The following is a 21,677-nucleotide window of genomic DNA, read 5'->3' as shown; positions in this document are numbered from 1 at the left end:
CGCTCATCGCTTGCGGTCCCTCAGGAACGGCATCGCCTTCATCAGGTAGTCGTAGCCCGTCATCAGCGTCAGCAGCCCGGCGATCCAGATCAGCACCAGCCCGCCGTTCGACAGGATGAACTCCGCCCAGTCGTGGAACCAGTCGCTGACCCACGGGCTGTTGTGCCGCCGGTCCCACTCGAACACGCCCGCGAGCAGCAGCACCGGGATCGCCACCATCTGCGCCGTGGTCTTCCACTTCGCGAGATAGGTCACGGGGAGCTTGCCCGCCTTGGAGCCGAGAAACTCACGCAGGCCCGAGACGAAGATTTCGCGCAGGAGGATGAAGGCGACCGGCACGAGGATCAGCGCCTTCATGCCCCAGAGGCCGACGATGACGGCGAGCGCGATCACCACCATCGCCTTGTCGGCGATCGGGTCCATCATCCGCCCGAAATTCGATTCCTGCTTCCACGCCCGGGCGATCTTGCCGTCCACCCAATCCGTCAGCGCGGCGACGATGAACAGCCCGAAGGCGATCCAGTCGGCATAGGGACGGTCAAAGATGGCAAAGGCCAGCGCCACTCCCGGCGCTGCCGCGAGGCGCATCACCGTCAAGATATTGGGTACGGTCCAGCGCATGCCCGGCGGTCGATCCTGCATTCTTCCCCGTCGATATACCGCGCTACCTCTCGCCATGGAAGAAGCCGTAGATCACCTCGGCGAGCGCATCGGAAATTCCCGGCGCCGCCTTCAGATCCGCGAGCCCGGCCCGCGCCACCGCCTTCGCCGAGCCGAAGTGCTGGAGCAGCGCCCGCTTGCGCGTCGCCCCGACGCCCGGCACCTCGTCGAGCGGTGTCGCCCGGGTCTGTGCCGCCCGCTTGGTGCGATGCGCGCCGATGGCGAAGCGGTGCGCCTCGTCCCGCAGGCGCTGAATGAAATAGAGCACCGGATCCCGGTGCGCCAATGCCATCGCCGGCTTTCCCGGCCGATGGAACTCTTCCTTGCCGGCGTCGCGATCCACGCCCTTCGCCACGCCGATCACCGCCACCTCGTCGATGCCGAGCTCCTGCAGCGCCGCACAGGCCGCCGCCACCTGCCCCGCTCCGCCGTCGATCAGCACCAGGTCGGGCCAGGCGTCGGACTGCCGATCCGGATCCTCCTTCGCGAGCCGGGAAAAGCGCCGCGTCAGGACCTCGCGCATCATCCCGAAGTCGTCGCCCGGCGTGAGCGCACTCTTGATGTTGAACTTGCGGTACTGCGACTTCATGAACCCGTCCGGTCCCGCGACGATCATCGCGCCCACCGCGTTCGTGCCCATGATGTGGCTGTTGTCGTAGACCTCGATCCGCTCCGGCGGTCCGTCCAGCACAAACGCCTCGGACAGCCCGTCGAGCAGCGACAGCTGGCTCGCGCTCTCGGCCATCCGCCGTGCCAGCGCCTCGCGCGCATTTCGCGCCGCGTGCTCGACGAGCTGCGCCTTCTCTCCCCGCTGTGGCACGACGATCGTGACCTTTCGTCCCAGCTCGGCGCCGAGCGCATCGGCCAGCAGGTCGCCGTTGTCCGGCAGGTGGCTGGCGAGAATGCTCCGCGCCGGGGTCTTGTTGCCGTAGAACTGCCCGATGAAGGCCTCGAGGATCTCGCCCGGCTCCGCCCCGGACCCGGTTCGCGGAAAATAGGCCCGATTGCCCCAGTTCTGATGCGCGCGGATGAAGAACACCTGGACGCAGGCGTGCCCGCCCTCCTGGTGCAGCGCGATCACGTCGGCCTCCTCCACCGTCTCGGGATTGATGCCCTGGCTCGCCTGCACCGTGGTCAGCGCCCGGATCCGGTCGCGGATCGCCGCGGCCCGCTCGAACTCCATGGCGGCGCTCGCCTCGCGCATCGCCTCGGCCAGCTGCTCCTGCACCCGGGTCGACTTGCCCGAGAGAAACAGCACCGCGTCTTCCACCAGCGCGCGATAGTCCGCCTCGCCGACCAGCCCGACGCACGGGCCGCTGCACCGCTTGATCTGGTGCAGAAGGCAGGGGCGCGTCCGTCCGTCGAACATCGAATCGGTGCAGGAGCGCAGCAGGAACGCCTTCTGCAGCTGGTTCAGCGTCCGGTTCACGCTGCCCGCCGAGGCGAACGGCCCGAAGTACCGCCCGGCGTCCTTGCGCAGGCCGCGGTGCTTCTTGATCTGCGGAAACGGGTGGTCCCCGGTGACGAGGATGTTGGGAAAGCTCTTGTCGTCGCGCAGCAACACGTTATAGCGCGGCTTCAGCTGCTTGATGAGATTCTGCTCCAGCAGCAGCGCCTCGATCTCGCTCCCGGTGGTCAGGAACATCATCGACGCGGTGGACGCGATCATTCGCGCTATGCGCGAGTCGTGCCCTGTCGGCTTGGCATACGACGCCACCCGCTTCTTCAGGTTCCGCGCCTTGCCGACATAGAGCACCTCGCCCTTGCGATCGAGCATGCGATAGACGCCCGGCTTGTCGTCGAGCCGCTTCAGATAGTCGCGGATGACCAGATGGCCGGTGCGCACATCCGCCGGCGCGGCGCCGTCCTCGTCGAACAGCGGCGCCCCGTCCTCTGCCTCACCCATGGGCGAATCTCCCTCGGCTGCCGAGATCGACCGGCGGATTCAAGAGGAATCCTGTCCACCATCTGTGTGGATAACTCAGAGGAAAACTTTCCGCCATTCGCCATTTCCCCAACGATACAAGAGCGTTTTTCGGTTTGCCTATTTTTTAGTCATCTTTGTAACCCACTGACTTCAGGATGTTTTTTTCCTAACAAAAGGTAAAATTATGGAATTGTTGACAGAATCAACACGAATCCATGACGCCCTGCTCGGGGGTGGAAAAGTCAAGGCGAGGCCGGTTGTATTCCCGCCAAAAGGCGCCGCCGCTACTCGACCCCAAGCACGTCCGGCGTCTGCCACGCGAGATGCTGGCCCCCATCGACACAGATGAGTTGGCCCGTCACCCCCGGTGCGTCAAGCAGGTAGGCGAGCGTCGCCGCAACCTCGCCCGGGTCCGAGCCGCGCCCGAGCAGGGTCGCGGCCTGCTGGTCGGCGAAGTGCCCGGCGCTCTGCCGCACCCCCCGCAGCGTCGGCCCGGGACCGATCGCATTCACCCGGACATGCGGCGCAAGGCCCTGCGCCGCCGTGCGGGTCAGCGCCCACAGACCCATCTTCGCGATCGTATAAGTTGCGAACTCCGGCGTCAGCTTGCGGACGCGCTGGTCCACCATGTTGACGACGCAGGCCCGGGCGATCGGACGGCCCTCCGCATCGACACTCGCCCGGGGTGCCTGCGCGGCAAAGGACTGGATCAGCTCGAAGGGTGCCCGCAGGTTCGAGCCGATGTGGCGGTCCCAGCTCTCCCAGGTCGCCGTCGCGATGGTGTCGTGCTCGAAGATCGACGCGTTGTTGACGAGGATCGTCAGCGGCCGGCCCAGCGCCGCCGCCGCGGCGGACACCAGACCCGCCGTCGCCGTGCGGTCGAGCAGGTCGGCCGCCACCACCTCCGCCCGCACCCCCGCCTGCCGCAGCTCGCCGGCCAGCGCCTCGGCGGCGTCGCGGCTCGCGTGGCAGTGGATCGCCACATCGGTGCCCCGCGCCGCCAGCTTGCGACAGAGCGCCGCGCCGATCCGCTGCGCACCGCCGGTGACGAGGGCTGCACCGGGCTCCGTCGTTGTCATGCGGTTTCCTGCGCGCGCATGTCCTCCGCCCGGATGCCGGCGACATAGACGGGCTTTTTCATCGCGTCGCGCCGGAACGGCTCGCCAAGCTCCTGGTTCAGGATCACCTCGATCAGGGTTGTCTCGCCGCGCCGCATCTGCGCCTCGACCGCCTCGGTGAGCAGCGCGGTCAGCTCGCCCATGCTGGTGGCTTGCACGCCCCGCAGGCCACAGGCACGCGCGATGCCGGCATAGGTGACGTCGAGATCAAGCTCGGTGCCGACGAAATTGTCGTCGAACCAGAGCGTCGAGTTCCGCTTCTCGGCGCCCCACTGATAGTTGCGGAAGACGATCATCGTGATCGCCGGCCACTCGCTGCGACCGATGGCGGTCAGCTCGTTCACCGCGATGCCGAACGCCCCGTCGCCGGCAAAGCCCACCACCGGCACGTCGGGACAGGCGATCTTCGCCCCGACGATCGCCGGCAGGCCGTAGCCGCAGGGGCCGAACAGGCCGGGCGCGAGGTACTTCCGCCCGGTCTCGAACGTCGGATAGGCGTTGCCGATCGCGCAGTTGTTGCCGATGTCCGACGAGATGATCGCGTCTCTCGGCAACGCCGACTGGATCGCCCGCCAGGCCATGCGCGGGCTCATGCGCTCCGGGTGGGCGGCGCGGGCCCGCTCGTTCCAGCTGGTGCCCGGGTCGTCGTCCTCGTGATCCATCGACGAAAGCTGCTGCAGCCAGGCGGATTTGGTCTGCGCCACCAATGCCGCGCGCTCGGCGCGGCCGCTGCCCGGGCCGACGAGCCCGAGAAGCTGCTCGGCCACCAGCCGCGCATCGCCCTGGATCGCGACGCTGACGGCTTTCGTCAGACCGATGCGGTCGGCATTGATGTCGACCTGGACCACCTTCGCCGCCGTCGGCCAGTAGTCGATGCCGTAGCCGGGCAGGGTGGAGAACGGATTGAGCCGCGTCCCGAGCGCCAGCACCACGTCGGCCCTCGCGATCAGCTCCATCGCCGCCTTCGACCCGTTGTAGCCGAGCGGGCCGACGGACAGCGGATGGCTGCCCGGGAAGGCGTCGTTATGCTGGTAGCCACAGCAGACCGGGGCGCCCAGCGCCTCGGCCAGGGCGACGGTGGCCGGGATCGCCCCGGCCAGCACCACGCCGGCACCGTTCAGGATCACCGGAAACCTCGCCTCGCTCAGCAGGCGGGCCGCCTGCGCGATCGCCTCCGAACCGCCGCGGGGCCGCTCGATCCGGATCGTCTCGGGCAGCTCGATGTCGATCTCGCGGGTCCAGAAGTCGCGGGGCACGTTGATCTGCGCCGGACCCGAGCGGCGGCGGGCCTGCTCGATGACCCGGTTCAGCACCTCCGCGATGCGCACCGGGTCGCGCACTTCCTCCTGATAGGCCACCATGTCGCGGAACAGCGCCATCTGCTCCACTTCCTGAAACCCGCCCTGACCGATGGTGCGGTTCGCCGCCTGCGGCGTGACCAGCAGCAGCGGGGTGTGGTTCCAGTAGGCGGTCTTCATCGCCGTGACGAAATTGGTGATGCCGGGGCCGTTCTGCGCGACGGCCATGCACATCCGCCCGGAGGCGCGGGTGAAGCCATCGGCCATCATGCCGGCGCTGCCCTCGTGGGCACAGTCCCAGAAGGTGATGCCCCCGGCGGGAAACAGGTCGGAGATCGGCATCATCGCCGAGCCGATGATCCCGAAGGCATGGGCGATGCCATGCCTCTGCAGCACCTTCACAAAAGCTTCCTCGGTCGTCATGCGCATGGTCGGGCTCCCGGCGTTCTGCGCGGAGCCTAGCGCCCGGCCCAGCCCCCTTCAACCTGCCGCCCATTGCGCTAAGGTGCAGACCGATTCCCGGAGGACAACGCGATGAACGTGGTGAAGCCGCTTTCCAACCAGGCATACGAGGCGCAGTGGATGCCGTTCTCGGCCAACCGGGAGTTCAAGGCATCGCCTCGGCTGATCCAGAGGTCCGAGGGCGTCAGGCTCTGGGACCAGAATGGTGGCGAGCTGATCGACGGCTCTTCGGGCCTCTTCAATGTCGCGGCGGGCCACGGGCGCAAGGAGATCGCCGAGGCGGTCCACGCCCAGATGCTGGAGAACGACTATACGCCCCCGTTCCAGATGGGGCACCCGGGCGCGTTCGCGCTGGCCGACAAGGTGGCGGAGCTGCTGCCGGAGCCGATGAACCACGTCTTCTTCGTGAATTCCGGGTCCGAGGCGATCGACACCGCGCTCAAGGTGGCGATGGCCTACCACCGCGCGCGGGGCGAGAGCCAGCGGCTGCGCTTCGTCAGCCGGGAGCGGGCGTATCACGGGGTCAACATGGGCGGCACCTCGCTCGCCGGCATGGTGCGGAACCGCGAGACGTTTCCGGTGGTGATGCCGAACGTGGTGATGATGCGGCACACCTGGGACGAGGCGCAGGCGTTCACCCGCGGCCAGCCGGAGCGGGGGGCGGAGCTTGCCGACGACCTGCAGCGGTTCTGCGAAACCTATGGAGCCTCGACCATCGCGGCGGTGTTCGTCGAGCCGATCGCCGGCTCCACCGGCGTGCTGGTGCCGCCGAAAGGCTATCTCGAGCGGCTCCGCGCGATCTGCGACCGGCACGGGATCCTGCTGGTGTTCGACGAGGTCATCACCGGGTTCGGGCGGACGGGCAAGCCGTTCGCGGCGCAGACCTTCGGCGTGACGCCGGACATCCTCACCATGGCGAAGGCGATCACCAACGGCGCGATCCCGATGGGAGCGGTCGCCGTGCGGGACTCGATCTACGAGACCGTGACGGGGGCGGCGCCGGAGAACGCCATCGAGTTCTTCCACGGCTACACCTACTCCGGCCACCCGGCGGCCTGCGCGGCGGGGCTCGCGACGCTGGAAATCTATGAGCGGGAGGCGCTGTTCGAGAAGGCGGCGGAGCTGTCGCCGTATTTCCTCGATGCGATCTGGTCGCTAAAGGATCTGGAGGTGGTCCGGGATCTGCGCGGCTTCGGACTGATGGCGGGCGTGGAGATCCACCCGGAGCCGGGCAAGCCGGGGCTGCGCGGCAACGAGTTGCAGAAGCGGCTGTTCTGGAACGGCTGCCACGTGAAGTGGACCGGGGACACGGCAATCGTGGCGCCGGCGTTCGTCGCGACACGGGCAGACGTGGACGAGATCGTCGGGCGCCTGCGCGAGACGCTGGAAAGCCTGTGACGTCGGCGGACGTCACAGGCGCCGCGGAAGTCGCGCGGATCAGGAGAGACCGGGGGCGGTGAGGGCGCGGAAGGCCGTGACGCTCTCGGCCGCGGCGAGGGCGAGCAGGCGCGTGTCGCCCGAGATCGTGGTCATGTCGAAGCCCCAGCCGACGGCGCGGGCGGCGTAGTCCGCGGTCATGCAGTGCAGGCCGGCGCGGATGCCCGCGCGACGGCACGCGGCGACGATGCGGTGGAAGGCGCCGATCACCTCCGGCTCCTCGCGGTCGAACGCGGGCAGCAGCCGGCCGGCCGACATGCTGAACGACAGGTCCGACGGGCCGACGTAGATGCCATCGAGGCCCGGCGTCGCGGCGATGGCCTCGACGTTCGCCAGCGCCTCGGCGGTCTCGACCATGGCGAAGGCGAGGATCTGACCGTTCGCCTCGGCCGCGTAGTCGCCGCCGGCGGCATAGACCGCCCGCGTCGGCCCATAGCTGCGCTGGCCAAGCGGCGGATAGCGGACGTAGCTCACCAGTGCCGCCGCCTCGTCGGCGGTGTTCACCATCGGGCAGATGATGCCATAGGCCCCGGCGTCGAGCGCCTTCATCGTCGCGGCCGGGTCGAGCCACGGCACCCGCACCAGCGGCACGACGCCTGAAGCCCGGATCGCCTGCAGCATCGGCAGCACGTCGGCATAGTCGAGCGCGCCATGCTGCATGTCGATGGTCAGGCTGTCGTAGCCCTGTGCCGCCATGATCTCGGCGGAAAAGCCGTTGCCGATGGAGAGCCAGCCGTTCACCGTCGGCCGCCCCGCAGCCCAGAGCGTCCTGAGCCTGTTCCCGATCATCCCCGGGCCTCCTCCCTGTTCGGGAGCGACCTTAGCTGTCCGAGACGAGCACGTCAGCCATGGCGAAACTGACCTCGACGGTATCGCCCACCGCCGGCGGGCGGAGCGCGGCGGTGTTGAACGAGTCGAGCGCGATCACCTGATCGGCGAGCGCGACCCGGACGCGCAGCACCGACCCGAGGAACTGCACGGCGCGCACGGTGCCGCGCAGCGTGCCGTCGGTTTCCGGACGCGGGCCCAGCGAGAGGGTTTCCGGCCGCAGGGCGACGCCAACCGTGGCGCCGGCGGCCGCGGCGATCGGCCGGTTCAGCACGAGCGGCTGGCCGTCGAGGGTGAGAGCGCCGGTGGCCGTGTCGGTGACGACCGCCTCCAGCGCGTTGAGCGTGCCGACGAAGCCGGCGACGAAGCGGGTCGCCGGGCGGTTGTAGATGGTGAAGGGATCGCCGATCTGCTCGGCGATGCCGGCGTTCATCACCACGATACGGTCGGACATTGACAGGGCTTCTTCCTGATCGTGCGTGACGTAGATCGTGGTGATCCCGAGCTTCTGCTGGATCGCGCGGATTTCCTGCCGCAGCGAGATGCGGATCTTCGCGTCGAGCGCCGACAGCGGCTCATCGAGAAGCAGGAGCTGCGGCCGGACCGCGAGCGCGCGGGCGAGCGCCACGCGCTGCTGCTGGCCGCCGGAGAGCTGGAACGGATAGCGGCCGCCGAGCTCGGGCAGGTGGATGATGCCGAGCATCTCCCGGACCCGCTCGTCGATCTCGGCGCGCGGGCGGCCGGCGACCTTGAGGCCGAAGCCGATGTTCTGCGCCACGGTCAGGTTCGGGAACAGGGCGTAGGCCTGGAAGACCATGCCGATGTTGCGCTGGTTCGGCCGGAGGTTCACCACGTCCTTGCCGGCGATGCGGATCGAGCCGGAGGTGGGCGTCTCGAAGCCCGCGACCATTCGGAGCGTGGTCGTCTTGCCGCAGCCGGAGGGGCCGAGGAACGAGATGAACTCGCCCTTTTCCACGGCGAGATTGAAGTCCTTCACCACGTGGGTGGTGCCGTAGAACTTTTCGAGGTTCGCGATGTCGAGGAACGCCATGGGCTACCGGGGGACCTGTGTGTGCTTCTGCAGGCGGGTCACGAGCTGGATCAGCCCCATGCACGCCCAGGTGATCGCGAAGGTGATGACGGCGAGCGCCGCGGGCTCGTAGGCGCGATTGGCGCCCAGCACCTGCAGGTACGGGCCGAAGGCCGGGCGGTTCAGCAGCGCCGCGAGGACGAACTCGCCGATGACGATGGCGAAGGTCAGGAATGCGCCGGAAAGGATCGCCACCATGATGTTTGGCAGGATCACGCGCGCCATGATGGTGATCCAGCCGGCGCCGAGGCTCTGGGCGGCCTCGGTGAGCGTCGCGACGTCGATGGCGCGCAGGCCGGTGTCGACGGCGCGGTACATGTAGGGCAAGGCGAGGACGGTATAGCCGGCGAGGAGCAGCACGTTCGTGCCGCCCGCGGTGCCGGTGAGTGGCAGCCAGGACGAAGTGTTGTAGAGGCGGATGTAGCCGAAGACGAGCACGATCGGCGGCACCACCAGCGGCAGCAGCGTGACGAACTCGACCACCGGGCGCCACCGCGGCAGCTTCAGGCGCACCCAGTAGGCAGTCGGGGCAACGACGAGGATGCCGAGGACGATGGTCATCAGCGCCATGAGGACGGAGAACGAGAAGGTGGCGCGGAACTGCGGGTCGCCGAGCACGGCGCGGTACGCGTCGAAGCTGTAGACGCCGCGCCGCATTCGGAGCGAGAACTCGATGGTGCCGATCAGCGGCAGGGCGAAGTAGAGCACGCCGACGGCCAGCGCGAGCCACGCCCAGAAGCGGTTGGTCTTCACTTGATCCACCTTTCCGCGCGCCCGCGCATCCAGATGTAGAAGGCATTGCCGATCCCGGTGACGACGATCATGCCGAACGCGAGGGCGTAGCCGATGTGCGGATCCTGCAGCACGTCGCCACGGATCTGGGCGAAGAGCACGATCGGCACGATCGAGAGCGACGAGCCGGTCAGCGCATAGGCGGTGGCGACGGCGCCGAAGGCGTTGGCGAAGAGCAGCGCCAGCGTGCCGAGCAGCGTGGGCCAGAGGATCGGGAAGGCCACCATCCGCCAGTACTGCGCCCGGGTGGCGCCGAGAACCTCCGCCGCCTCGCGCCACTCGCGGCGCAGTCCATCGAGCGCGGGAGTGACGATGAGGATCATCAGCGGGATCTGGAAGAACAGGTAGGTGAGCGTCAGGCCCCAGAACGAGAGCAGGTTGAAGCCGAGCGCATAGATGTTGATGCCGAACCATTCGCGCAGGAATACCGTCACCAGGCCGAGGCGGCCGAGCGTGGCGAGGAAGGCGAAGGCGAGGGGCACGCCGGCGAAATTCGAGGCGACGCCGGAAAAGGTGAGCATCGGCCCGCGGATCCAGCGGGGCAGGTCGCCGACGGTCAGCGCGCAGGCGACGGCGAAGCCGACGAGACAGCCGAGCAGCGCCGAGGCGAGGCTGATACGGATCGAGATCGAGAAGGCGGCGAGGATCGACGGGGTGAAGAGGTTGGCGATGTGGTCGAGGGTGAAGCCGCCGCCCTCGGCGCGGAAGGCGCCGACCACGACGAACGCGGTCGGCACGAGCAGGAACATCAGCGCAAAGAGCGTGAAGGGCAGCATCCCGAGCCAGGCCCAGGAGCGCGGGGTGGGGGCGGGTGCTGCCATGGCTGTCAACCGGCGCGGTTACTGGACGTTCGCGCCGACGACCTTGTCCCAGCCGGAGGTGATCGCGGCTTTCATCGCCTCCTGCTCCTCCAGCGTCGGGAACACGGCCTTCTCATAGGCGGCGGCGGGCGGCAGCTTGTCGAGCAGCGCCTGCGGGACGGAGCCGGCCTTCACCATCGCGCCAAAGCGGATCGGGTGGCAGTAGCCCTCGAGCCACTTCAGCTGGCCCTCGTCGGAGTAGAGGTATTCCATCCAGAGCTTCGCGGCGTTCGGGTGCGGCGCGAAGGCCGAGATGCCCTGCGCGTAGACGCCGGCAACGACGCCGGAGGCCGGCACGACGACCTCGACCGGCGGGTTGCCCTTGAGGGCGTCGCGGCCCGAGAGGGCGTTGTAGTCCCACCACACGACGACGGGCGTGGCGCCCTGCGCGAGCGTGCCGGACTTGCCGATCACGGGTACGAAGTTGCCGGCCTTGTTCAGCTCGGAGAAGAACTCGAGCCCCTTCTCGCCGCCTTCCTTGCCCGCGGCGCCGCCAGCGGCGAGGCCGGCGGCATAGACGCCGAGGATCGCTTGGTTGGAGGCGCGCGGATCACCGGCGAGCGCGACGGAGTTGGCGAACTCCGGCTTCTGCAGGTCGGCCCAGTCCTTCGGCGGGTCGGTGATGATGTCGGTGTTCACGGCGAAGGAGAGCACGCCGTAGTAGTCGCCGTACCACATGCCCTCCGGATCCTTGACGTTGTCCGGGATCTCGTCCCACGTCGAGACCTTGTAGGGCTGCAGCAGGCCGTCCTTGACCGCCGCCGGACCGAAGGAGAAGCCGACGTCGATCACGTCGGGCGCCTGCGGGCCCTTGTTGTCCTTGTTGGCGCGGATCGCCTCCAGCTCGTCGGCGGAGCCGGCATCCGGGTTCAGTTCGTTGACGGCCAAGCCGTACTTCGCCTTGAAGCCCTCGATGACGCCGCCGTAGTTGCACCAGTCGTGCGGCAGGGCGATCGTGGTCAGCGTGCCTTCCTTCTTCGCGGCGTCGATCAGCGACTGCGGGATCTCGGCCCGGGCGGGCAGCACCACGGCGGTGGTGGCGAGCGCCAGCACGGCCAGCACGGATGCGGGTGTCGGATTCAACATTCTTACCCCCTGTTGGCGTCGTCGCCGGCCACCCGTTCCAAGGGCGGCGGCCCGGCGTCCGGGCGGATGTTACAGGGATTTCTTGTCAGTAGAGCAACAAAATAGCGCAGGGCCGGGATGAAACCCGCTTCAGGTGCAGCCGGCACGGGTTTGCCGACACGGCCGCTCGCGCCCGCGGCGAGGTGACGCTACGTCAGAGCGCGACCAGCCCCTCGCGCAGGCCGAGGCTGACCGCTTCGGATCGATTCCGTGCCCCGAGCCGCGCCAGCACGGCGGCGACATGGAACTTCGCGGTGCGCTCGGTGATGCCGAGGGCGCGGGCGATCGTCTTGTTCGACGCGCCGTCGGAGAGCAGCGCCAGCACCTCGCGCTCGCGCGGACTGAGGTGCGGCGGCGGCGCGTCGCGCGGCTGCCCGGCCTCCACCCGCAGGCCAGCCGCCATCAGGTGCGCGGCGGCGAGCACCAGCTCCACCGGCGCATCCTCGGGCAACGGGCCGTCGACGAGGCGCAGCACCGGCGGCGCCGCTCCGGCCGCGCGGCGATCGGTCACGGTCACATCGGGGCGGTCATCGGACGCCACGGCAGTGAGCACGGGCGACACCGCCAGCCCCTCTGCCAGCGCATCCGCAAGATCGGCGTCGGCCAGATCGAGCCGTACCGCATAGCGCCTGACCGCCGATCCGCCCCACATCGCCGCTCCCCCTCGCCGTCATCCGCGGTCGTGCCGCCGCTCGCCGATCGACAGCCGGATCTCGCGCGCCTCGCCGGCCCGGATCACCCCGAGGCGCACCTCGCGGCCGACGGACTCGGGCCCGAGCCGGCGCGAGACCGCCCGCATGCTGCCGACCGGCTCGCCCTCCCATGTGGTGACGATATCGCCGAGAAGAAGGCTGGCGTCGGCGGCCGGCCCGGCCGGCGTCACCTCGATCACCATCAGGCCCGGTGTGCCGCCCAGCGGACGCAGCCCGAGACCGAGGTAGCCACGGCCGACGTGCCCCCGCGTGGCGATCGCCTCGACCGACCGCGCCACGGTGGCGGCGGGAATCACCAGCGCCCGGCGCCGGGGATCGGCGACCGCGAGGCCGAGCAGACGGCCCTCGGCATCCACCACCGCGCCGCCCTCCAGCGCGTGCGGCAGCAGGAGCCCGAGGCGGAGCATCGCGTCGATCCGCCCGCCCGCCGCCGAGGTCCACGCCGGACCGCTCGCAGCCACCATGGCGAGTGCCGCGAGCGGGCCCTCCTCTCCACGACCGGCGACGAGCGCCAGCGCGCCGACGTCGGCCGAAGCCGCGAAAGTCACGGGCGGCACCTCGCCGGTCTCGACCTTCAGGACCACCACGTCGGTGGTCGGATCGCGGCCCGCAACCCCGGCGGGCACCGACCGGCCATCGGGCAGGACCACCGTCACGCCATCGTCTCCCGAGAGGCATTCCTCGGCGGTGACGACGCGATCGCCACCCCAGACGATGCCGCTCAGCCGGCGGCCCTGGCCGTCGCGGACGGCGACGACGCGGGCGGCGGCGGCGGCCACCGCCGCGGTGGTGGCGCGGGAGAGATCGGCGAACAGGCTGGACTCGGGCATGGGGCGCCTCACAGGGTTGCTGGCGGCCAGTGTCGCAGCGCCGGCCGCGCGGCAAAAGCTGGCCGCACGGGCAGGGGCCGGCGCGCGCCGCATCTGTCGGGGCTTGCGAACGAATCGCAAACGGGGCTTGATGCCGCCATGACCGCCGCCGCGCTCCGCACCGCTCCCGACCCCCTCACCCGGCTCAATCCGGCGCAACGGGCGGCGGTGCTGCATGGCGACGGCGCGGTCGCGGGGCCGCTGCTCGTCATCGCCGGGGCGGGCACCGGAAAGACGCACACGCTGGTGCATCGCCTTGCGCATCTGGTGCGCCGCGGCGCCGATCCGCGACGGGTGCTGCTGATGACCTTCTCGCGACGCGCGGCCGCAGAGATGGTGCGCCGGGCCGAGCGGTTGGCCGCAAGCGACATGGGGCGGCAGGGCGAGGTTCTGGCGCAAGGCCTGACCTGGGCCGGGACGTTTCACGCCATCGGCGCGCGGCTGCTGCGCGAGTATGCGCCGGCGATCGGCCTCGATCCGGGCTTCACCATCCACGACCGGGAGGACTCGGCCGACCTGATGGCGCTGGCGCGGCACCGGCTCGGGGTGGCCGACGGGCCGCGGCGCTTTCCGGCGAAAGCCACCTGCCTCGCGATCTATTCCCGCGCGGTGAACGCGCGCGCCGCTCGACGGGGTGCTGCGCGACGCGTTTCCAACGCTCAAGCCGGCAGAAAGGTCCAGGTCGGCGGGTGACGGCCCCGCGCCGGCGACGGACGCAACTGGAGCGGCGCTGGCGGCGTTCTACACTCCGAACCGGCAGGACGGAGGACTTCATGCTGCGCCATTCGATCGAGACGTGCCCGGACGACCACGAAGCCCTGCGCGTGCGCCTGGACGAACTGAGCGCGGAGGGCGCCCGCATTCTCGCCGTGCTGTGGCAGCCGCGGCGGCCCGATCCGGCCGACCAGGCGGCAGCGTTCAATTCACTCGGCAGCTTTGTGATCGTCTCCGAGGGAACCGGCGCGGACGGGCGGGTCGAGTGGTCGGTGGGTGCGACGGCGGAGGAGCTACGCGCGTGACGCCGCGCTTGGCTCTGACGCGGTTTTGCGCGAACGTGGGGGACGAGCACATTCTGGTGAGGCCACGATGAACCCGAAGACACCGACCGAGCCGGACATCGCGCGGAAGGCCTATGAGCTGTGGGAAGCGGAGGGGCGTCCGGAAGGGCGCGACGTCGCCCACTGGCATCAGGCCGAGCGCGACGTCGCGGAGCCGGTGATCGACCCTGTTCCCGACGCCCCCGCGGCGGAAGCGCCGGTCGAGACCGCGCCCAAGCGGCGGACGACCCGCGCACGCGCGGCGAAACCGGCCGAAGGAGCGGACCCGGCGGCAGCGGAGAAGCCCAAGGCGACGCGTCGCCGCAAGGTCGCCGCGCCGGAGGCCTGATCCGTCAGGAACCGGCGGCGACGATCTGGCGGGCGTCGGCATCAAGCTCGAAACGGAGACCGGACGATGGGAATTCGAGCGACGTGTGAGCATCGAATTCCGAGGTGAATGCCGCGCGGACGAGGCGCGTGCCGAACCCCCTTCGCGTCGGCTCGACGCACGGCGGCCCGCCGCGCTCTTCCCACGTCAGCAACAGTCGCCGCCCGGCGTCGGTGTTGTGGAGGCCCCATGTGATCCGGACGATGCCGCCCGGCGCGGACAAGGCACCGTACTTCGCGGCATTGGTGCAGAGTTCGTGCAGCGCCATCGACAGCGAGAACGCGCCCCGCGCCGTGATCTCGAGTTGCGGCCCCACGATCTCGAAGCGGGCGTCCCCGGTCTCGTTGCCGAACGGGCGGACGGCGGCGTCGACCGTGGCGCGCAGGTCGGTGCTCTGCCAATGCGATGAGACGAGCAGATCGTGCGTCGCGGCCATGGCGCTCAGGCGCTGGCTGAAGGTCCGCAGGCTGTCCGGGCCGGCGCCGGCCCGGAATGTCTGGTTCGCGATTGCCTGAACGGTCGCGAGCACATTCTTGATGCGGTGGCTCATCTCGCGCAGCAGCAGCGAGCGATGTTCTTCGGCCACCCGGCGCGCCGCCCGGTCGGCGAGGACGGCATCCATGTATTCGTCGGTCGCGGCCGCGAGAAACGAGATCTCGCTGCCGTCCCGGCTGATCCCCGTGCGCGCCGCCTCGTCTCCGGCCCGCCAGCTGTCGACGGTGGCGAGGATGCGCAGCAGCGGGGTGCGGAGCAGCCGGTTGCCGAGCGACCAGACGATGCCGGCCGCCGCGAGCACGCCTATGCCGGCGATGGCGATGCTGCGCCAGGTCGAGGCATAGATCGGGCCGAATACCGCCTTCGTCGAGATGCCGGTGCCGACGTAGAGCCCGGTCGCGGTAGCCGCCGGAGGCTGGAAGCCGACGATGCGTCGCACTCCGTCGACGCCCGTCGTCTCGACGACGCCGGGGCTGCCGAGGTGGAGCAGACTCGGAAACGGCTCCTCCATCGGGCGACCGACATATTGCTCGTGGTCGGGCTGGCGGGCGAGAATCACGCCGTTGCGGTCGGCGATCGCCACGGCCCCGCCGTCGGAGGTCTGGCGCTCGTTCAGCCGCGCAGCGAGCCAGCCCAGATCAATGCCGGCGAGCAGGATGAGGGTCTGCCGGCCGTCGCCCGCCACCGGCAAGGCGAGAGGCAGATAGCCGACTTCGCCGGGCTGCGCCCCGGAATAGACGCCGACGGAGAAGGCGCCCGTCGCCCGCGCATCGCGATACCACGACGATCGCAGGACCTGATCGCGGATCAGCGGCAGTCCGGAGCTGCCGCAGATCACCAGTCCGTCCGGCCCGATCACGTCGAAGCCGCGGAACTGCCGGAGACGGGCGGCGAGCGCGTCGAGATAGGCCGAGCAGGCCGCCGGACTCTCTCCGGTCACGTCCGAAGCCAGCGCCGCCGCCTGCAGGATGCCCTGCGTGCCGGTGACGATCCGCTCAACCTCGAGACTGGTGATCTGGCTGGCGCGCAGCGCCTGGCCGCGGACCTCGCGCTCGCGCTCCTGATGGATCGTGACGATGAAATAGACGAGGCCGGCGAGGGCGGGAATGGCCGCCACCGCCACCAGCGCAAGAAGCCGTTGAGTCAGGGAAAGATTAGGCCTGAATCCCAACATCGGTGTCCGTCGGGCTCCTCACGCGCCGTGTTATATCCGCTTACAACCGGGGCGGGCGGCGTGCCAGTCCCGAACACATCGGCTGAGGGGTTCAGCGGCGCCGGCGCAGGTAGACATAGTAGGCCCCGCCGCCGCCGTGCCGCTGGTGCGCCGGCACGACGTCGAGCACGCAACCGACGAGCGGCGGGGCCGACAGCCAGTGCGGCACGCTGTGGCGCAGGATGCCGTGGCGATGCGGCGTCATGCCGGACTCGTCACCGCGGCCCTTGCCGGTGATGACGAGGACCAGACGCAGATCGCGCACATGCGCCCCGAGCACGAAGCCGGTCAGCGCCGAGTGCGCCCGCTCCAGCGTCATGCCGTGAAGATCGAGGCGCTCCTCGGGCTCCAGCCGGCCGCGGCGCAGCTTGTCGAACCGCCGCCGATCCATGCGCGGCGCCCCGGCACCGAGTGCGATCCGCGGGTCGGGTGCGAGATCGAGCCGGATGGCGGGCTCTGGCGCTGGCCGCCGCACCAACGGCGCAATTGCCCGTGGCTCAGGCATCGGCGCGAGGCCGGCAACGAATTCAGGCGGCGCCGGCTCCACCTCGGCTGCCGCCGTGGGAGAGCGATCGGGATGCAGCGGCACGGCCGAGGCCGCGACCCGCTCCCAGAGCGCGCGGTCTTCGCTCGACAGGCGCCGACGCCGTGCCACCGGGGAGCCGGCCGGAAACGGTCAGCCGCCGGTCCCGCTCAGTTGCCAGTTCGGATTGTCCGACGTCATGTCCCGGGAGAACGTCCAGACGTCGCGCTGCTGCTTCAGCTCGCCCGGCGCCCCCTCGACGATGCGGCCCTCCGGGTCGCGGACCACGGACGACAGCTCGCCGGTGAAGCGCATGGTCACGTCGCCCTCGTGGCTCGCCGCGTCATACCGAGCCTCGATGAGCTTGACCTCGCGCACGCCGGCAAAGCTCGCCTCGACGGAGTAGCCCTTGGCATTGCGCGCCGCGATCGCCGCCTCGAACGGCTGGTAGACCTCGGGAGACAGGAACCGGCGGAGCGTGTCGAGATCGCCATTCTCATACGCCATCACGATCATTTCATAGGCGGCACGGGCGCCGTGCGAGAAATCCGACACCGAGAACGAGCGGTCGACGCGCTTCATCTCGGCCAGCGCCTGGCCGGTCGGGCTGGCGGGATCGACCACATCGGCGATGTCGGGATCGACCGAGCCGCCCTCGATCACCTCGAACGGCCGCTCGGCCCGCCGCTGCGGCAGCGGCGCGGCGGTTTCCTGCGGTTTCTCGAAGCCCTCGCGCGTGCCCAGGACGCTCCGCAGGCGCAGGATCAGGAAGAGCGCAATGGCAGCGAGGATTATGATCTGGATCATCTGCGAGCCCATCGACCGACCTTCCCACTTTTCCGACCCCGGAGATGGCGTCCGATGGGTGCCTCACCTATGTAGGGACTGGGGGGGTCGGAGTCCATGTTCCGACCCCGGAAAGCTGGCAAGCGGAACGCTGGAAGATGTGGCTCGTCCTGATTTTTCTCCTGCTGCCGATCATAGAGATCGCAGTGTTCATCCAGGTGGGCGGATGGATCGGCGTGTTTCCGACCCTTGCGCTCGTGATGCTGGCCCTCGTTGCCGGACTCGCACTGATCCGCCAGCAGGGCCTCAACACCCTCGACCAGCTGAGCCGCGACATCGAGAACGGACGCGGTGACGGCGACCGGCTGGCGCACAGCGCGCTGAAGGTGGTGGCGGGCATCCTGCTCATCATCCCGGGGTTCTTCACCGACGCGCTCGCGCTGCTGCTGCTGGTGCCGCCGATCCGCGCGCTCCTCATCCGCTGGGGCGCGTCGAAGGTGACGGTGCGGGCAACAGGAGTGATGCGGCGCCGGCCGCAGCAGGCCTGGGCGGAGCCGATCGACGCGGAGTACGAGATCCTCGACGACGAAGGGCTGGTCCACCGCCATCAGCCGCCGTCCGGGTGGACCCGGCCGCACTGAGCGGCGTCGTTGTCGGACCGTCGGCAGCGTGCTAGACCGCGGCCCGACCGGAGAGGATTTTGAACCATGGCCGACGAACAGACCGGCGCAGCCGCCGCCACGCCCCGGATGCAGAACCTGACGCAGTACGTGCGCGATCTCTCGTTCGAGAACATCGCGGCCCAGAAGGGATTTGTCGCGTCCGAGGGCAAGCCCGACATCAAGGTGCAGTTCGGCATCGACGCGCAGCAGAAGGCCGCCGAGCACTACGAGGTGTCGCTGAAGGTCAAGGTCGAGTCCGAGCTGGCCAAGACGCCGATCTTCATCCTCGAGCTGGACTATGGCGGCATCTTCCAGGTGCAGAACGTGCCGCAGGAGCAGATCCATCCGCTGCTGATGATCGAGTGCCCGCGGCTGATGTTCCCGTTCGTCCGCCGGATCGTCAGCGACGTCACCCGGGATGGCGGCTACCCGCCGATGAACCTCGACCAGGTGGATTTTCTCGCGCTCTACCGCGCCGAGGCGATGCGCCGGCAGGCCGAGGCGGCGCCGGCCACGGCGCAGGCCTGAGCTACGGCAGGTTCCAGAGCGCGGCGGCGCCGAGCTCCGCGACGAAAGCGGCGTGGGCCTCGGCCTCTGCCGCCGTCACGCGCGGAGCGAGCGGGCGTGGCCGGGCCGGAGGAGCCCAGGTTGCGGCCACGGTCCCGGCGCCGCCGGTCGCCACGACGCTGAGCGCGAAATCGGGCTGCCGCCCGCCCATCAGCTCGAGATAGACCTCGGCGAGCAGCTCGGAGTCGAGCAGCGCGCCGTGCTTCTCGCGGCTGGAATTGTCGATGCCGAAGCGCCGGCACAGGGCGTCGAGGGTGTTGTTCGCGCCCGGGAAGCGCCGCCGCGCCAGATCGAGCGTATCGAGCGCGCGGGCGGCCGGCAGCGTCGGCTGGCCGGCCCAGCCGAACTCTGCGTTCAGGAATTTCATGTCGAAGGCGGCGTTGTGGATCACCAGCCGCGCCTCGCCGAGGAATGCCATGAAGTCCGCCGCCACCGCCCCGAAGAGCGGCTTGTCCGCGAGGAACTGCGCGGTGAGCCCATGGACTGCCACGGCCTCGGCCGGAACCTCGCGCTGCGGGTTCAGGTAGGCGTGGAAGGTGCGGCCGGTCGGCATGTGGTTCAGCAGCTCGACGGCGCCGAGCTCGACGATGCGGTCGCCGGAGAACGGGTCGAGCCCGGTGGTTTCCGTGTCGAGGACGACCTCACGCATCGTGTCTCTCCTGCCTGATCCGGGCGAGCAGCGCCGCCACGTCGGCCCGGGCGACGGCCATGCCGCGGCTGGTGTCGAGGACGTGGTGCGCCCGCGCCCGCTTGTCCGCGTCGGAAAGCTGACGCGCGAGAATGTGCTCGAGGGCGGCCGCATCCATCCCCGGCCGCTCGAGCACCCGCGCGCGCTGAACCTCGGCCGGCGCGCTGACCACGAGGATCTCGTCGACGAGCCCGGCCCCGCCCGTCTCGAACAACAACGGAATGTCGAGCAGGACGAGCGCCGCATCCCGATGCGCTGCAAGAAAGGCCGCCCGGTCGGCGGCGACGAGCGGATGAACCACGGCTTCGATGCGGCCGAGCAGGCCGGGATCGGCGACGATCGCCGCCCGCAGCCGGTCACGCCGAACCGCTCCGTCCTCGATCGCGGCGGGCACCAGGGCTGCGATCGCCGGGACGGCGGCGCCCCCACGGGCATAGAGCGCATGGACCGACGCGTCGGCGTCCCAGACCGGCACACCCTGCTCGCGGAACAGGCCGGCGGTGGTGGATTTTCCCATGCCGATCGAGCCGGTGAGGCCAAGGCGCCACGGTCGTGTCATGCCAGCGCGGCGGCCCGCAACTCGGCATCGACCTGTGGCCGCACCCCGAACCAGCGCTCGAAACCCGGGACGGCCTGATGCAGCAGCATCCCGAGCCCGTCGACCGCCATCAATCCGCGCCGGCGCGCCGCGGCGACGAAGGCCGTTGGCTCCGCGCCATAAACCACGTCGGTGACGAGCGCGGCCGGCGACAGCCGCTCGAGCGCCACCGGCATCGGCTCGCCGGGCTTCATGCCGAGGGAGGTGGTGTTGACGATGGTCGCCGCGGCGCTGGCGGCGGCCTCGGCCTCGGCCCAGTCGAGGACGCGCACGCCGCTGCCGAAGTGCCCGGCAACGGCCTCGGCCCGTGCGGCGGTACGGTTGGCGATCCAGACTTCCGGCGCGCCGGCGCTGCGCAGCGCATGAACGATCGCACGCGACGCGCCACCGGCGCCAAGCACAAGGGCGGGGCCCGATCCCGCGTCCCATGCCGGCGCGGCATCACGCAGGTTGGCGAGGAAGCCGTAACCGTCGGTATTGTCGGCGTGGATCGAGCCGTCGGTGCCGAACGTGATGGTATTCGCCGCACCGATTGCCCGCGCCGCGTCCGACACGTCGGTCGCGAGCGCGAGCGCCATCTCCTTGTAGGGGATCGTCACGTTCGTGCCACGAAACCCGAGCTTCGGCAGGGCGAGAAAGCCCTCGGCAAAGGCATCGGGCGACAGCGCAATCGGGACATAGTAGCCGCGGATACCGTAGCGCCGCAGCCAGTGCCCATGCACCAGCGGCGAGCGGGAGTGCGCGACGGGCCAGCCGGTCACGGCAGCGAGGCGAGGCTCGTCGGTCATTCGATGCAGATCCCCCGGGTTCGGAGAAAGCCCAGGCATTCGAGCAGGGGCAGCCCCATGATGCTGAAGATGTCGCCATCGACCCGCGCGAACAGCTGCGCACCGCGGCCCTCGATGCGATAGGCGCCGACGCAATCCAGGACAGCGGCGCCCTCCGCATCGAGATAGCTCTCGATAAAGGCGTCGCTGAAGGGCCGCATCGTCAGCTGGGCCCGCCCGATGTGCCGCCAGACGGGGGCACCTGCCTCGAACACCACTGCGGCCGACAGCAACTCGTGCCGACGCCCCCGCAGCGCCTGGAGTTGCGCCCGCGCCGCGGCACGGTCGGGCGGCTTGTCGAAGATCTCGCCATCGAGGACCAGAACCTGATCGGCGCCGAGCACCAGCCGATCGGGCCGGCGCCCGGCTACGCGCTGGGCCTTCAGGTCGGCCAGCAGGTCGGCGATGTCCCGCGGCGGCGCCCCCTCGGCGCGCAGGCTGGCCTTGACCGCATCCTCGTCGATCGCGGCGGGCATCACTTCCACGGCAACCCCCGCCTCCCGCAGCACGCGCGCCCGCGCCTCGGAGCGAGAGGCGAGAATCAGTGGAGCGGACGAGATGTCTGGGACGACGTCTATGGGCATGGCCGGCCAACTTTTGCCGTGGCGGCTGACCCGGTGCAAGCCCGGCGGGATCCCGCGGGCCGCTTCCGGGGCGAAGATTCCTCTGGATGGATCCGTGGATAACCTCGGTATCACACCCGGCGAACGGGTC

The 21,677-nt window shown here is 69.8% G+C and carries 24 protein-coding genes; 6 read left to right on the top strand and 18 right to left on the bottom strand.

What is annotated here, in order from left to right; genetic code table 11:
• Positions 1 to 3 precede the first annotated feature (3 nt).
• From pgsA to xsc, 4 genes are all read right to left on the bottom strand, one after another.
• Positions 4 to 621: a CDP-diacylglycerol--glycerol-3-phosphate 3-phosphatidyltransferase gene (gene pgsA, locus QM699_RS16140; protein ID WP_415012081.1), complete on the bottom strand. Its 618-nt coding sequence runs from the start codon at positions 619 to 621 to the stop codon at positions 4 to 6.
• Between the two features lie 43 nt (positions 622 to 664).
• Positions 665 to 2,566 (bottom strand): excinuclease ABC subunit UvrC, encoded by a 1,902-nt coding sequence (gene uvrC, locus QM699_RS16135; protein ID WP_415012080.1) that lies wholly within the window; start codon positions 2,564 to 2,566, stop codon positions 665 to 667.
• A 305-nt stretch (positions 2,567 to 2,871) separates the two neighbouring features.
• The gene (locus QM699_RS16130) at positions 2,872 to 3,666 is read right to left on the bottom strand and encodes an SDR family oxidoreductase (protein ID WP_415012079.1); all 795 of its coding nucleotides are present in this window, start codon (positions 3,664 to 3,666) and stop codon (positions 2,872 to 2,874) included.
• Positions 3,663 to 5,432, bottom strand: coding sequence for a sulfoacetaldehyde acetyltransferase (xsc, locus tag QM699_RS16125; protein WP_415012078.1), 1,770 nt, complete (start codon positions 5,430 to 5,432; stop codon positions 3,663 to 3,665). The genes QM699_RS16130 and xsc overlap by 4 nt, the downstream gene beginning before the upstream one ends.
• A 105-nt stretch (positions 5,433 to 5,537) precedes the next feature.
• Here xsc and QM699_RS16120 point away from each other — a divergent pair, with 105 nt between their 5' ends.
• Positions 5,538 to 6,863 (top strand): aspartate aminotransferase family protein, encoded by a 1,326-nt coding sequence (locus QM699_RS16120; RefSeq protein ID WP_415012077.1) that lies wholly within the window; start codon positions 5,538 to 5,540, stop codon positions 6,861 to 6,863.
• 39 nt (positions 6,864 to 6,902) lie between these two features.
• Here QM699_RS16120 and QM699_RS16115 read toward each other — a convergent pair whose 3' ends face one another.
• The 7 genes from QM699_RS16115 to QM699_RS16085 all read right to left on the bottom strand — a co-directional run bounded on the left by QM699_RS16115 (position 6,903) and on the right by QM699_RS16085 (position 13,140).
• On the bottom strand, positions 6,903 to 7,691 hold the full coding sequence (locus QM699_RS16115) for an HpcH/HpaI aldolase family protein (RefSeq protein ID WP_415012076.1): 789 nt from the start codon (positions 7,689 to 7,691) through the stop codon (positions 6,903 to 6,905).
• A 31-nt stretch (positions 7,692 to 7,722) separates the two neighbouring features.
• Complete coding sequence (locus tag QM699_RS16110; RefSeq protein ID WP_415012075.1) at positions 7,723 to 8,781, bottom strand: ABC transporter ATP-binding protein; 1,059 nt, start codon at positions 8,779 to 8,781, stop codon at positions 7,723 to 7,725.
• Between the two features lie 3 nt (positions 8,782 to 8,784).
• Entirely contained in the window at positions 8,785 to 9,573 is a 789-nt protein-coding gene (locus QM699_RS16105; protein ID WP_415012074.1) for an ABC transporter permease, read from the bottom strand.
• Positions 9,570 to 10,433, bottom strand: a complete 864-nt coding sequence (locus QM699_RS16100; RefSeq protein WP_415012073.1) for an ABC transporter permease — start codon at positions 10,431 to 10,433, stop codon at positions 9,570 to 9,572. The genes QM699_RS16105 and QM699_RS16100 overlap by 4 nt, the downstream gene beginning before the upstream one ends.
• Positions 10,434 to 10,451: 18 nt before the next feature.
• On the bottom strand, positions 10,452 to 11,558 hold the full coding sequence (locus tag QM699_RS16095; RefSeq protein WP_415012072.1) for an ABC transporter substrate-binding protein: 1,107 nt from the start codon (positions 11,556 to 11,558) through the stop codon (positions 10,452 to 10,454).
• 193 nt (positions 11,559 to 11,751) lie between these two features.
• Positions 11,752 to 12,249 (bottom strand): helix-turn-helix domain-containing protein, encoded by a 498-nt coding sequence (locus QM699_RS16090; protein ID WP_415012071.1) that lies wholly within the window; start codon positions 12,247 to 12,249, stop codon positions 11,752 to 11,754.
• Positions 12,250 to 12,267: 18 nt separating this feature from the next.
• A complete protein-coding gene (locus QM699_RS16085; RefSeq protein WP_415012070.1) occupies positions 12,268 to 13,140 on the bottom strand; it encodes a S1C family serine protease in 873 nt (290 codons plus the stop codon).
• A gap of 138 nt (positions 13,141 to 13,278) precedes the next feature.
• On the opposite strand from QM699_RS16085, the gene QM699_RS16080 reads away from it, so the two are divergent.
• The 3 genes from QM699_RS16080 (at position 13,279) to QM699_RS16070 (ending at position 14,565) form a co-directional block, all read left to right on the top strand.
• Positions 13,279 to 13,872 (top strand): UvrD-helicase domain-containing protein, encoded by a 594-nt coding sequence (locus QM699_RS16080; protein ID WP_415012069.1) that lies wholly within the window; start codon positions 13,279 to 13,281, stop codon positions 13,870 to 13,872.
• Between the two features lie 80 nt (positions 13,873 to 13,952).
• Positions 13,953 to 14,198 carry a hypothetical protein gene (locus QM699_RS16075; RefSeq protein ID WP_415012068.1) on the top strand — a complete coding sequence of 82 codons (246 nt, stop codon included), beginning with the start codon at positions 13,953 to 13,955 and terminating at the stop codon, positions 14,196 to 14,198.
• 67 nt (positions 14,199 to 14,265) lie between these two features.
• The gene (locus tag QM699_RS16070) at positions 14,266 to 14,565 is read left to right on the top strand and encodes a DUF2934 domain-containing protein (RefSeq protein ID WP_415012067.1); all 300 of its coding nucleotides are present in this window, start codon (positions 14,266 to 14,268) and stop codon (positions 14,563 to 14,565) included.
• A gap of 4 nt (positions 14,566 to 14,569) precedes the next feature.
• On the opposite strand, the gene QM699_RS16065 is transcribed toward QM699_RS16070, so the two are convergent.
• The 3 genes from QM699_RS16065 to QM699_RS16055 form a co-directional block, all read right to left on the bottom strand.
• Complete coding sequence (locus QM699_RS16065) at positions 14,570 to 16,216, bottom strand: sensor histidine kinase (RefSeq protein WP_415012066.1); 1,647 nt, start codon at positions 16,214 to 16,216, stop codon at positions 14,570 to 14,572.
• 148 nt (positions 16,217 to 16,364) lie between these two features.
• Positions 16,365 to 16,703: a Smr/MutS family protein gene (locus tag QM699_RS16060; protein WP_415012065.1), complete on the bottom strand. Its 339-nt coding sequence runs from the start codon at positions 16,701 to 16,703 to the stop codon at positions 16,365 to 16,367.
• A 285-nt stretch (positions 16,704 to 16,988) separates the two neighbouring features.
• Complete coding sequence (locus QM699_RS16055) at positions 16,989 to 17,654, bottom strand: Tim44/TimA family putative adaptor protein (protein WP_415012064.1); 666 nt, start codon at positions 17,652 to 17,654, stop codon at positions 16,989 to 16,991.
• Positions 17,655 to 17,779: 125 nt separating this feature from the next.
• On the opposite strand from QM699_RS16055, the gene QM699_RS16050 reads away from it, so the two are divergent.
• Both QM699_RS16050 and secB read left to right on the top strand, forming a co-directional pair.
• A complete protein-coding gene (locus QM699_RS16050) occupies positions 17,780 to 18,262 on the top strand; it encodes an FxsA family protein (protein ID WP_415012063.1) in 483 nt (160 codons plus the stop codon).
• Between the two features lie 66 nt (positions 18,263 to 18,328).
• Positions 18,329 to 18,811 carry a protein-export chaperone SecB gene (secB, locus tag QM699_RS16045; RefSeq protein WP_415012062.1) on the top strand — a complete coding sequence of 161 codons (483 nt, stop codon included), beginning with the start codon at positions 18,329 to 18,331 and terminating at the stop codon, positions 18,809 to 18,811.
• 1 nt (position 18,812) lies between these two features.
• Here the strand turns inward: secB and dnaQ are convergent, their stop codons facing one another.
• The 4 genes from dnaQ to QM699_RS16025 are packed head-to-tail and all read right to left on the bottom strand — an operon-like array spanning position 18,813 to position 21,547.
• Positions 18,813 to 19,499, bottom strand: coding sequence for a DNA polymerase III subunit epsilon (gene dnaQ / locus QM699_RS16040; RefSeq protein ID WP_415012061.1), 687 nt, complete (start codon positions 19,497 to 19,499; stop codon positions 18,813 to 18,815).
• Positions 19,492 to 20,097 carry a dephospho-CoA kinase gene (gene coaE, locus QM699_RS16035; RefSeq protein WP_415012060.1) on the bottom strand — a complete coding sequence of 202 codons (606 nt, stop codon included), beginning with the start codon at positions 20,095 to 20,097 and terminating at the stop codon, positions 19,492 to 19,494. The genes dnaQ and coaE overlap by 8 nt, the downstream gene beginning before the upstream one ends.
• On the bottom strand, positions 20,094 to 20,924 hold the full coding sequence (locus tag QM699_RS16030) for a shikimate dehydrogenase (protein WP_415012059.1): 831 nt from the start codon (positions 20,922 to 20,924) through the stop codon (positions 20,094 to 20,096). Before QM699_RS16030 ends, coaE begins: the two co-directional genes overlap by 4 nt.
• Positions 20,921 to 21,547: a Maf family protein gene (locus QM699_RS16025; protein ID WP_415012058.1), complete on the bottom strand. Its 627-nt coding sequence runs from the start codon at positions 21,545 to 21,547 to the stop codon at positions 20,921 to 20,923. Before QM699_RS16025 ends, QM699_RS16030 begins: the two co-directional genes overlap by 4 nt.
• Positions 21,548 to 21,677 lie beyond the last annotated feature (130 nt).

Origin of the sequence: Amaricoccus sp. (assembly GCF_047602525.1) — a bacterium.
Lineage (GTDB): Bacteria > Pseudomonadota > Alphaproteobacteria > Rhodobacterales > Rhodobacteraceae > Amaricoccus.
The sequence above is the reverse complement of the archived record's forward strand: the minus strand, read 5'-3'. Positions and strand labels throughout refer to the sequence as shown.

What these genes read in the sequence shown, in the direction of transcription:
- QM699_RS16110 (WP_415012075.1), bottom strand. Translation starts at nt 8,781, where the DNA reads ATGGCGTTCCTCGACATCGCGAACCTCGAAAAGTTCTACGGCACCACC.
- QM699_RS16115 (WP_415012076.1), bottom strand. Translation starts at nt 7,691, where the DNA reads ATGATCGGGAACAGGCTCAGGACGCTCTGGGCTGCGGGGCGGCCGACG.
- QM699_RS16070 (WP_415012067.1), top strand. Translation starts at nt 14,266, where the DNA reads ATGAACCCGAAGACACCGACCGAGCCGGACATCGCGCGGAAGGCCTAT.
- QM699_RS16120 (WP_415012077.1), top strand. Translation starts at nt 5,538, where the DNA reads ATGAACGTGGTGAAGCCGCTTTCCAACCAGGCATACGAGGCGCAGTGG.
- QM699_RS16025 (WP_415012058.1), bottom strand. Translation starts at nt 21,547, where the DNA reads ATGCCCATAGACGTCGTCCCAGACATCTCGTCCGCTCCACTGATTCTC.
- pgsA (WP_415012081.1), bottom strand. Translation starts at nt 621, where the DNA reads ATGCGCTGGACCGTACCCAATATCTTGACGGTGATGCGCCTCGCGGCA.
- dnaQ (WP_415012061.1), bottom strand. Translation starts at nt 19,499, where the DNA reads ATGCGTGAGGTCGTCCTCGACACGGAAACCACCGGGCTCGACCCGTTC.
- QM699_RS16085 (WP_415012070.1), bottom strand. Translation starts at nt 13,140, where the DNA reads ATGCCCGAGTCCAGCCTGTTCGCCGATCTCTCCCGCGCCACCACCGCG.
- QM699_RS16050 (WP_415012063.1), top strand. Translation starts at nt 17,780, where the DNA reads ATGTGGCTCGTCCTGATTTTTCTCCTGCTGCCGATCATAGAGATCGCA.
- secB (WP_415012062.1), top strand. Translation starts at nt 18,329, where the DNA reads ATGGCCGACGAACAGACCGGCGCAGCCGCCGCCACGCCCCGGATGCAG.
- QM699_RS16060 (WP_415012065.1), bottom strand. Translation starts at nt 16,703, where the DNA reads ATGGATCGGCGGCGGTTCGACAAGCTGCGCCGCGGCCGGCTGGAGCCC.
- QM699_RS16055 (WP_415012064.1), bottom strand. Translation starts at nt 17,654, where the DNA reads ATGGGCTCGCAGATGATCCAGATCATAATCCTCGCTGCCATTGCGCTC.
- QM699_RS16090 (WP_415012071.1), bottom strand. Translation starts at nt 12,249, where the DNA reads ATGTGGGGCGGATCGGCGGTCAGGCGCTATGCGGTACGGCTCGATCTG.
- QM699_RS16095 (WP_415012072.1), bottom strand. Translation starts at nt 11,558, where the DNA reads ATGTTGAATCCGACACCCGCATCCGTGCTGGCCGTGCTGGCGCTCGCC.
- uvrC (WP_415012080.1), bottom strand. Translation starts at nt 2,566, where the DNA reads ATGGGTGAGGCAGAGGACGGGGCGCCGCTGTTCGACGAGGACGGCGCC.
- xsc (WP_415012078.1), bottom strand. Translation starts at nt 5,432, where the DNA reads ATGCGCATGACGACCGAGGAAGCTTTTGTGAAGGTGCTGCAGAGGCAT.
- QM699_RS16030 (WP_415012059.1), bottom strand. Translation starts at nt 20,924, where the DNA reads ATGACCGACGAGCCTCGCCTCGCTGCCGTGACCGGCTGGCCCGTCGCG.
- QM699_RS16075 (WP_415012068.1), top strand. Translation starts at nt 13,953, where the DNA reads ATGCTGCGCCATTCGATCGAGACGTGCCCGGACGACCACGAAGCCCTG.
- QM699_RS16100 (WP_415012073.1), bottom strand. Translation starts at nt 10,433, where the DNA reads ATGGCAGCACCCGCCCCCACCCCGCGCTCCTGGGCCTGGCTCGGGATG.
- QM699_RS16080 (WP_415012069.1), top strand. Translation starts at nt 13,279, where the DNA reads ATGACCGCCGCCGCGCTCCGCACCGCTCCCGACCCCCTCACCCGGCTC.
- coaE (WP_415012060.1), bottom strand. Translation starts at nt 20,097, where the DNA reads ATGACACGACCGTGGCGCCTTGGCCTCACCGGCTCGATCGGCATGGGA.
- QM699_RS16130 (WP_415012079.1), bottom strand. Translation starts at nt 3,666, where the DNA reads ATGACAACGACGGAGCCCGGTGCAGCCCTCGTCACCGGCGGTGCGCAG.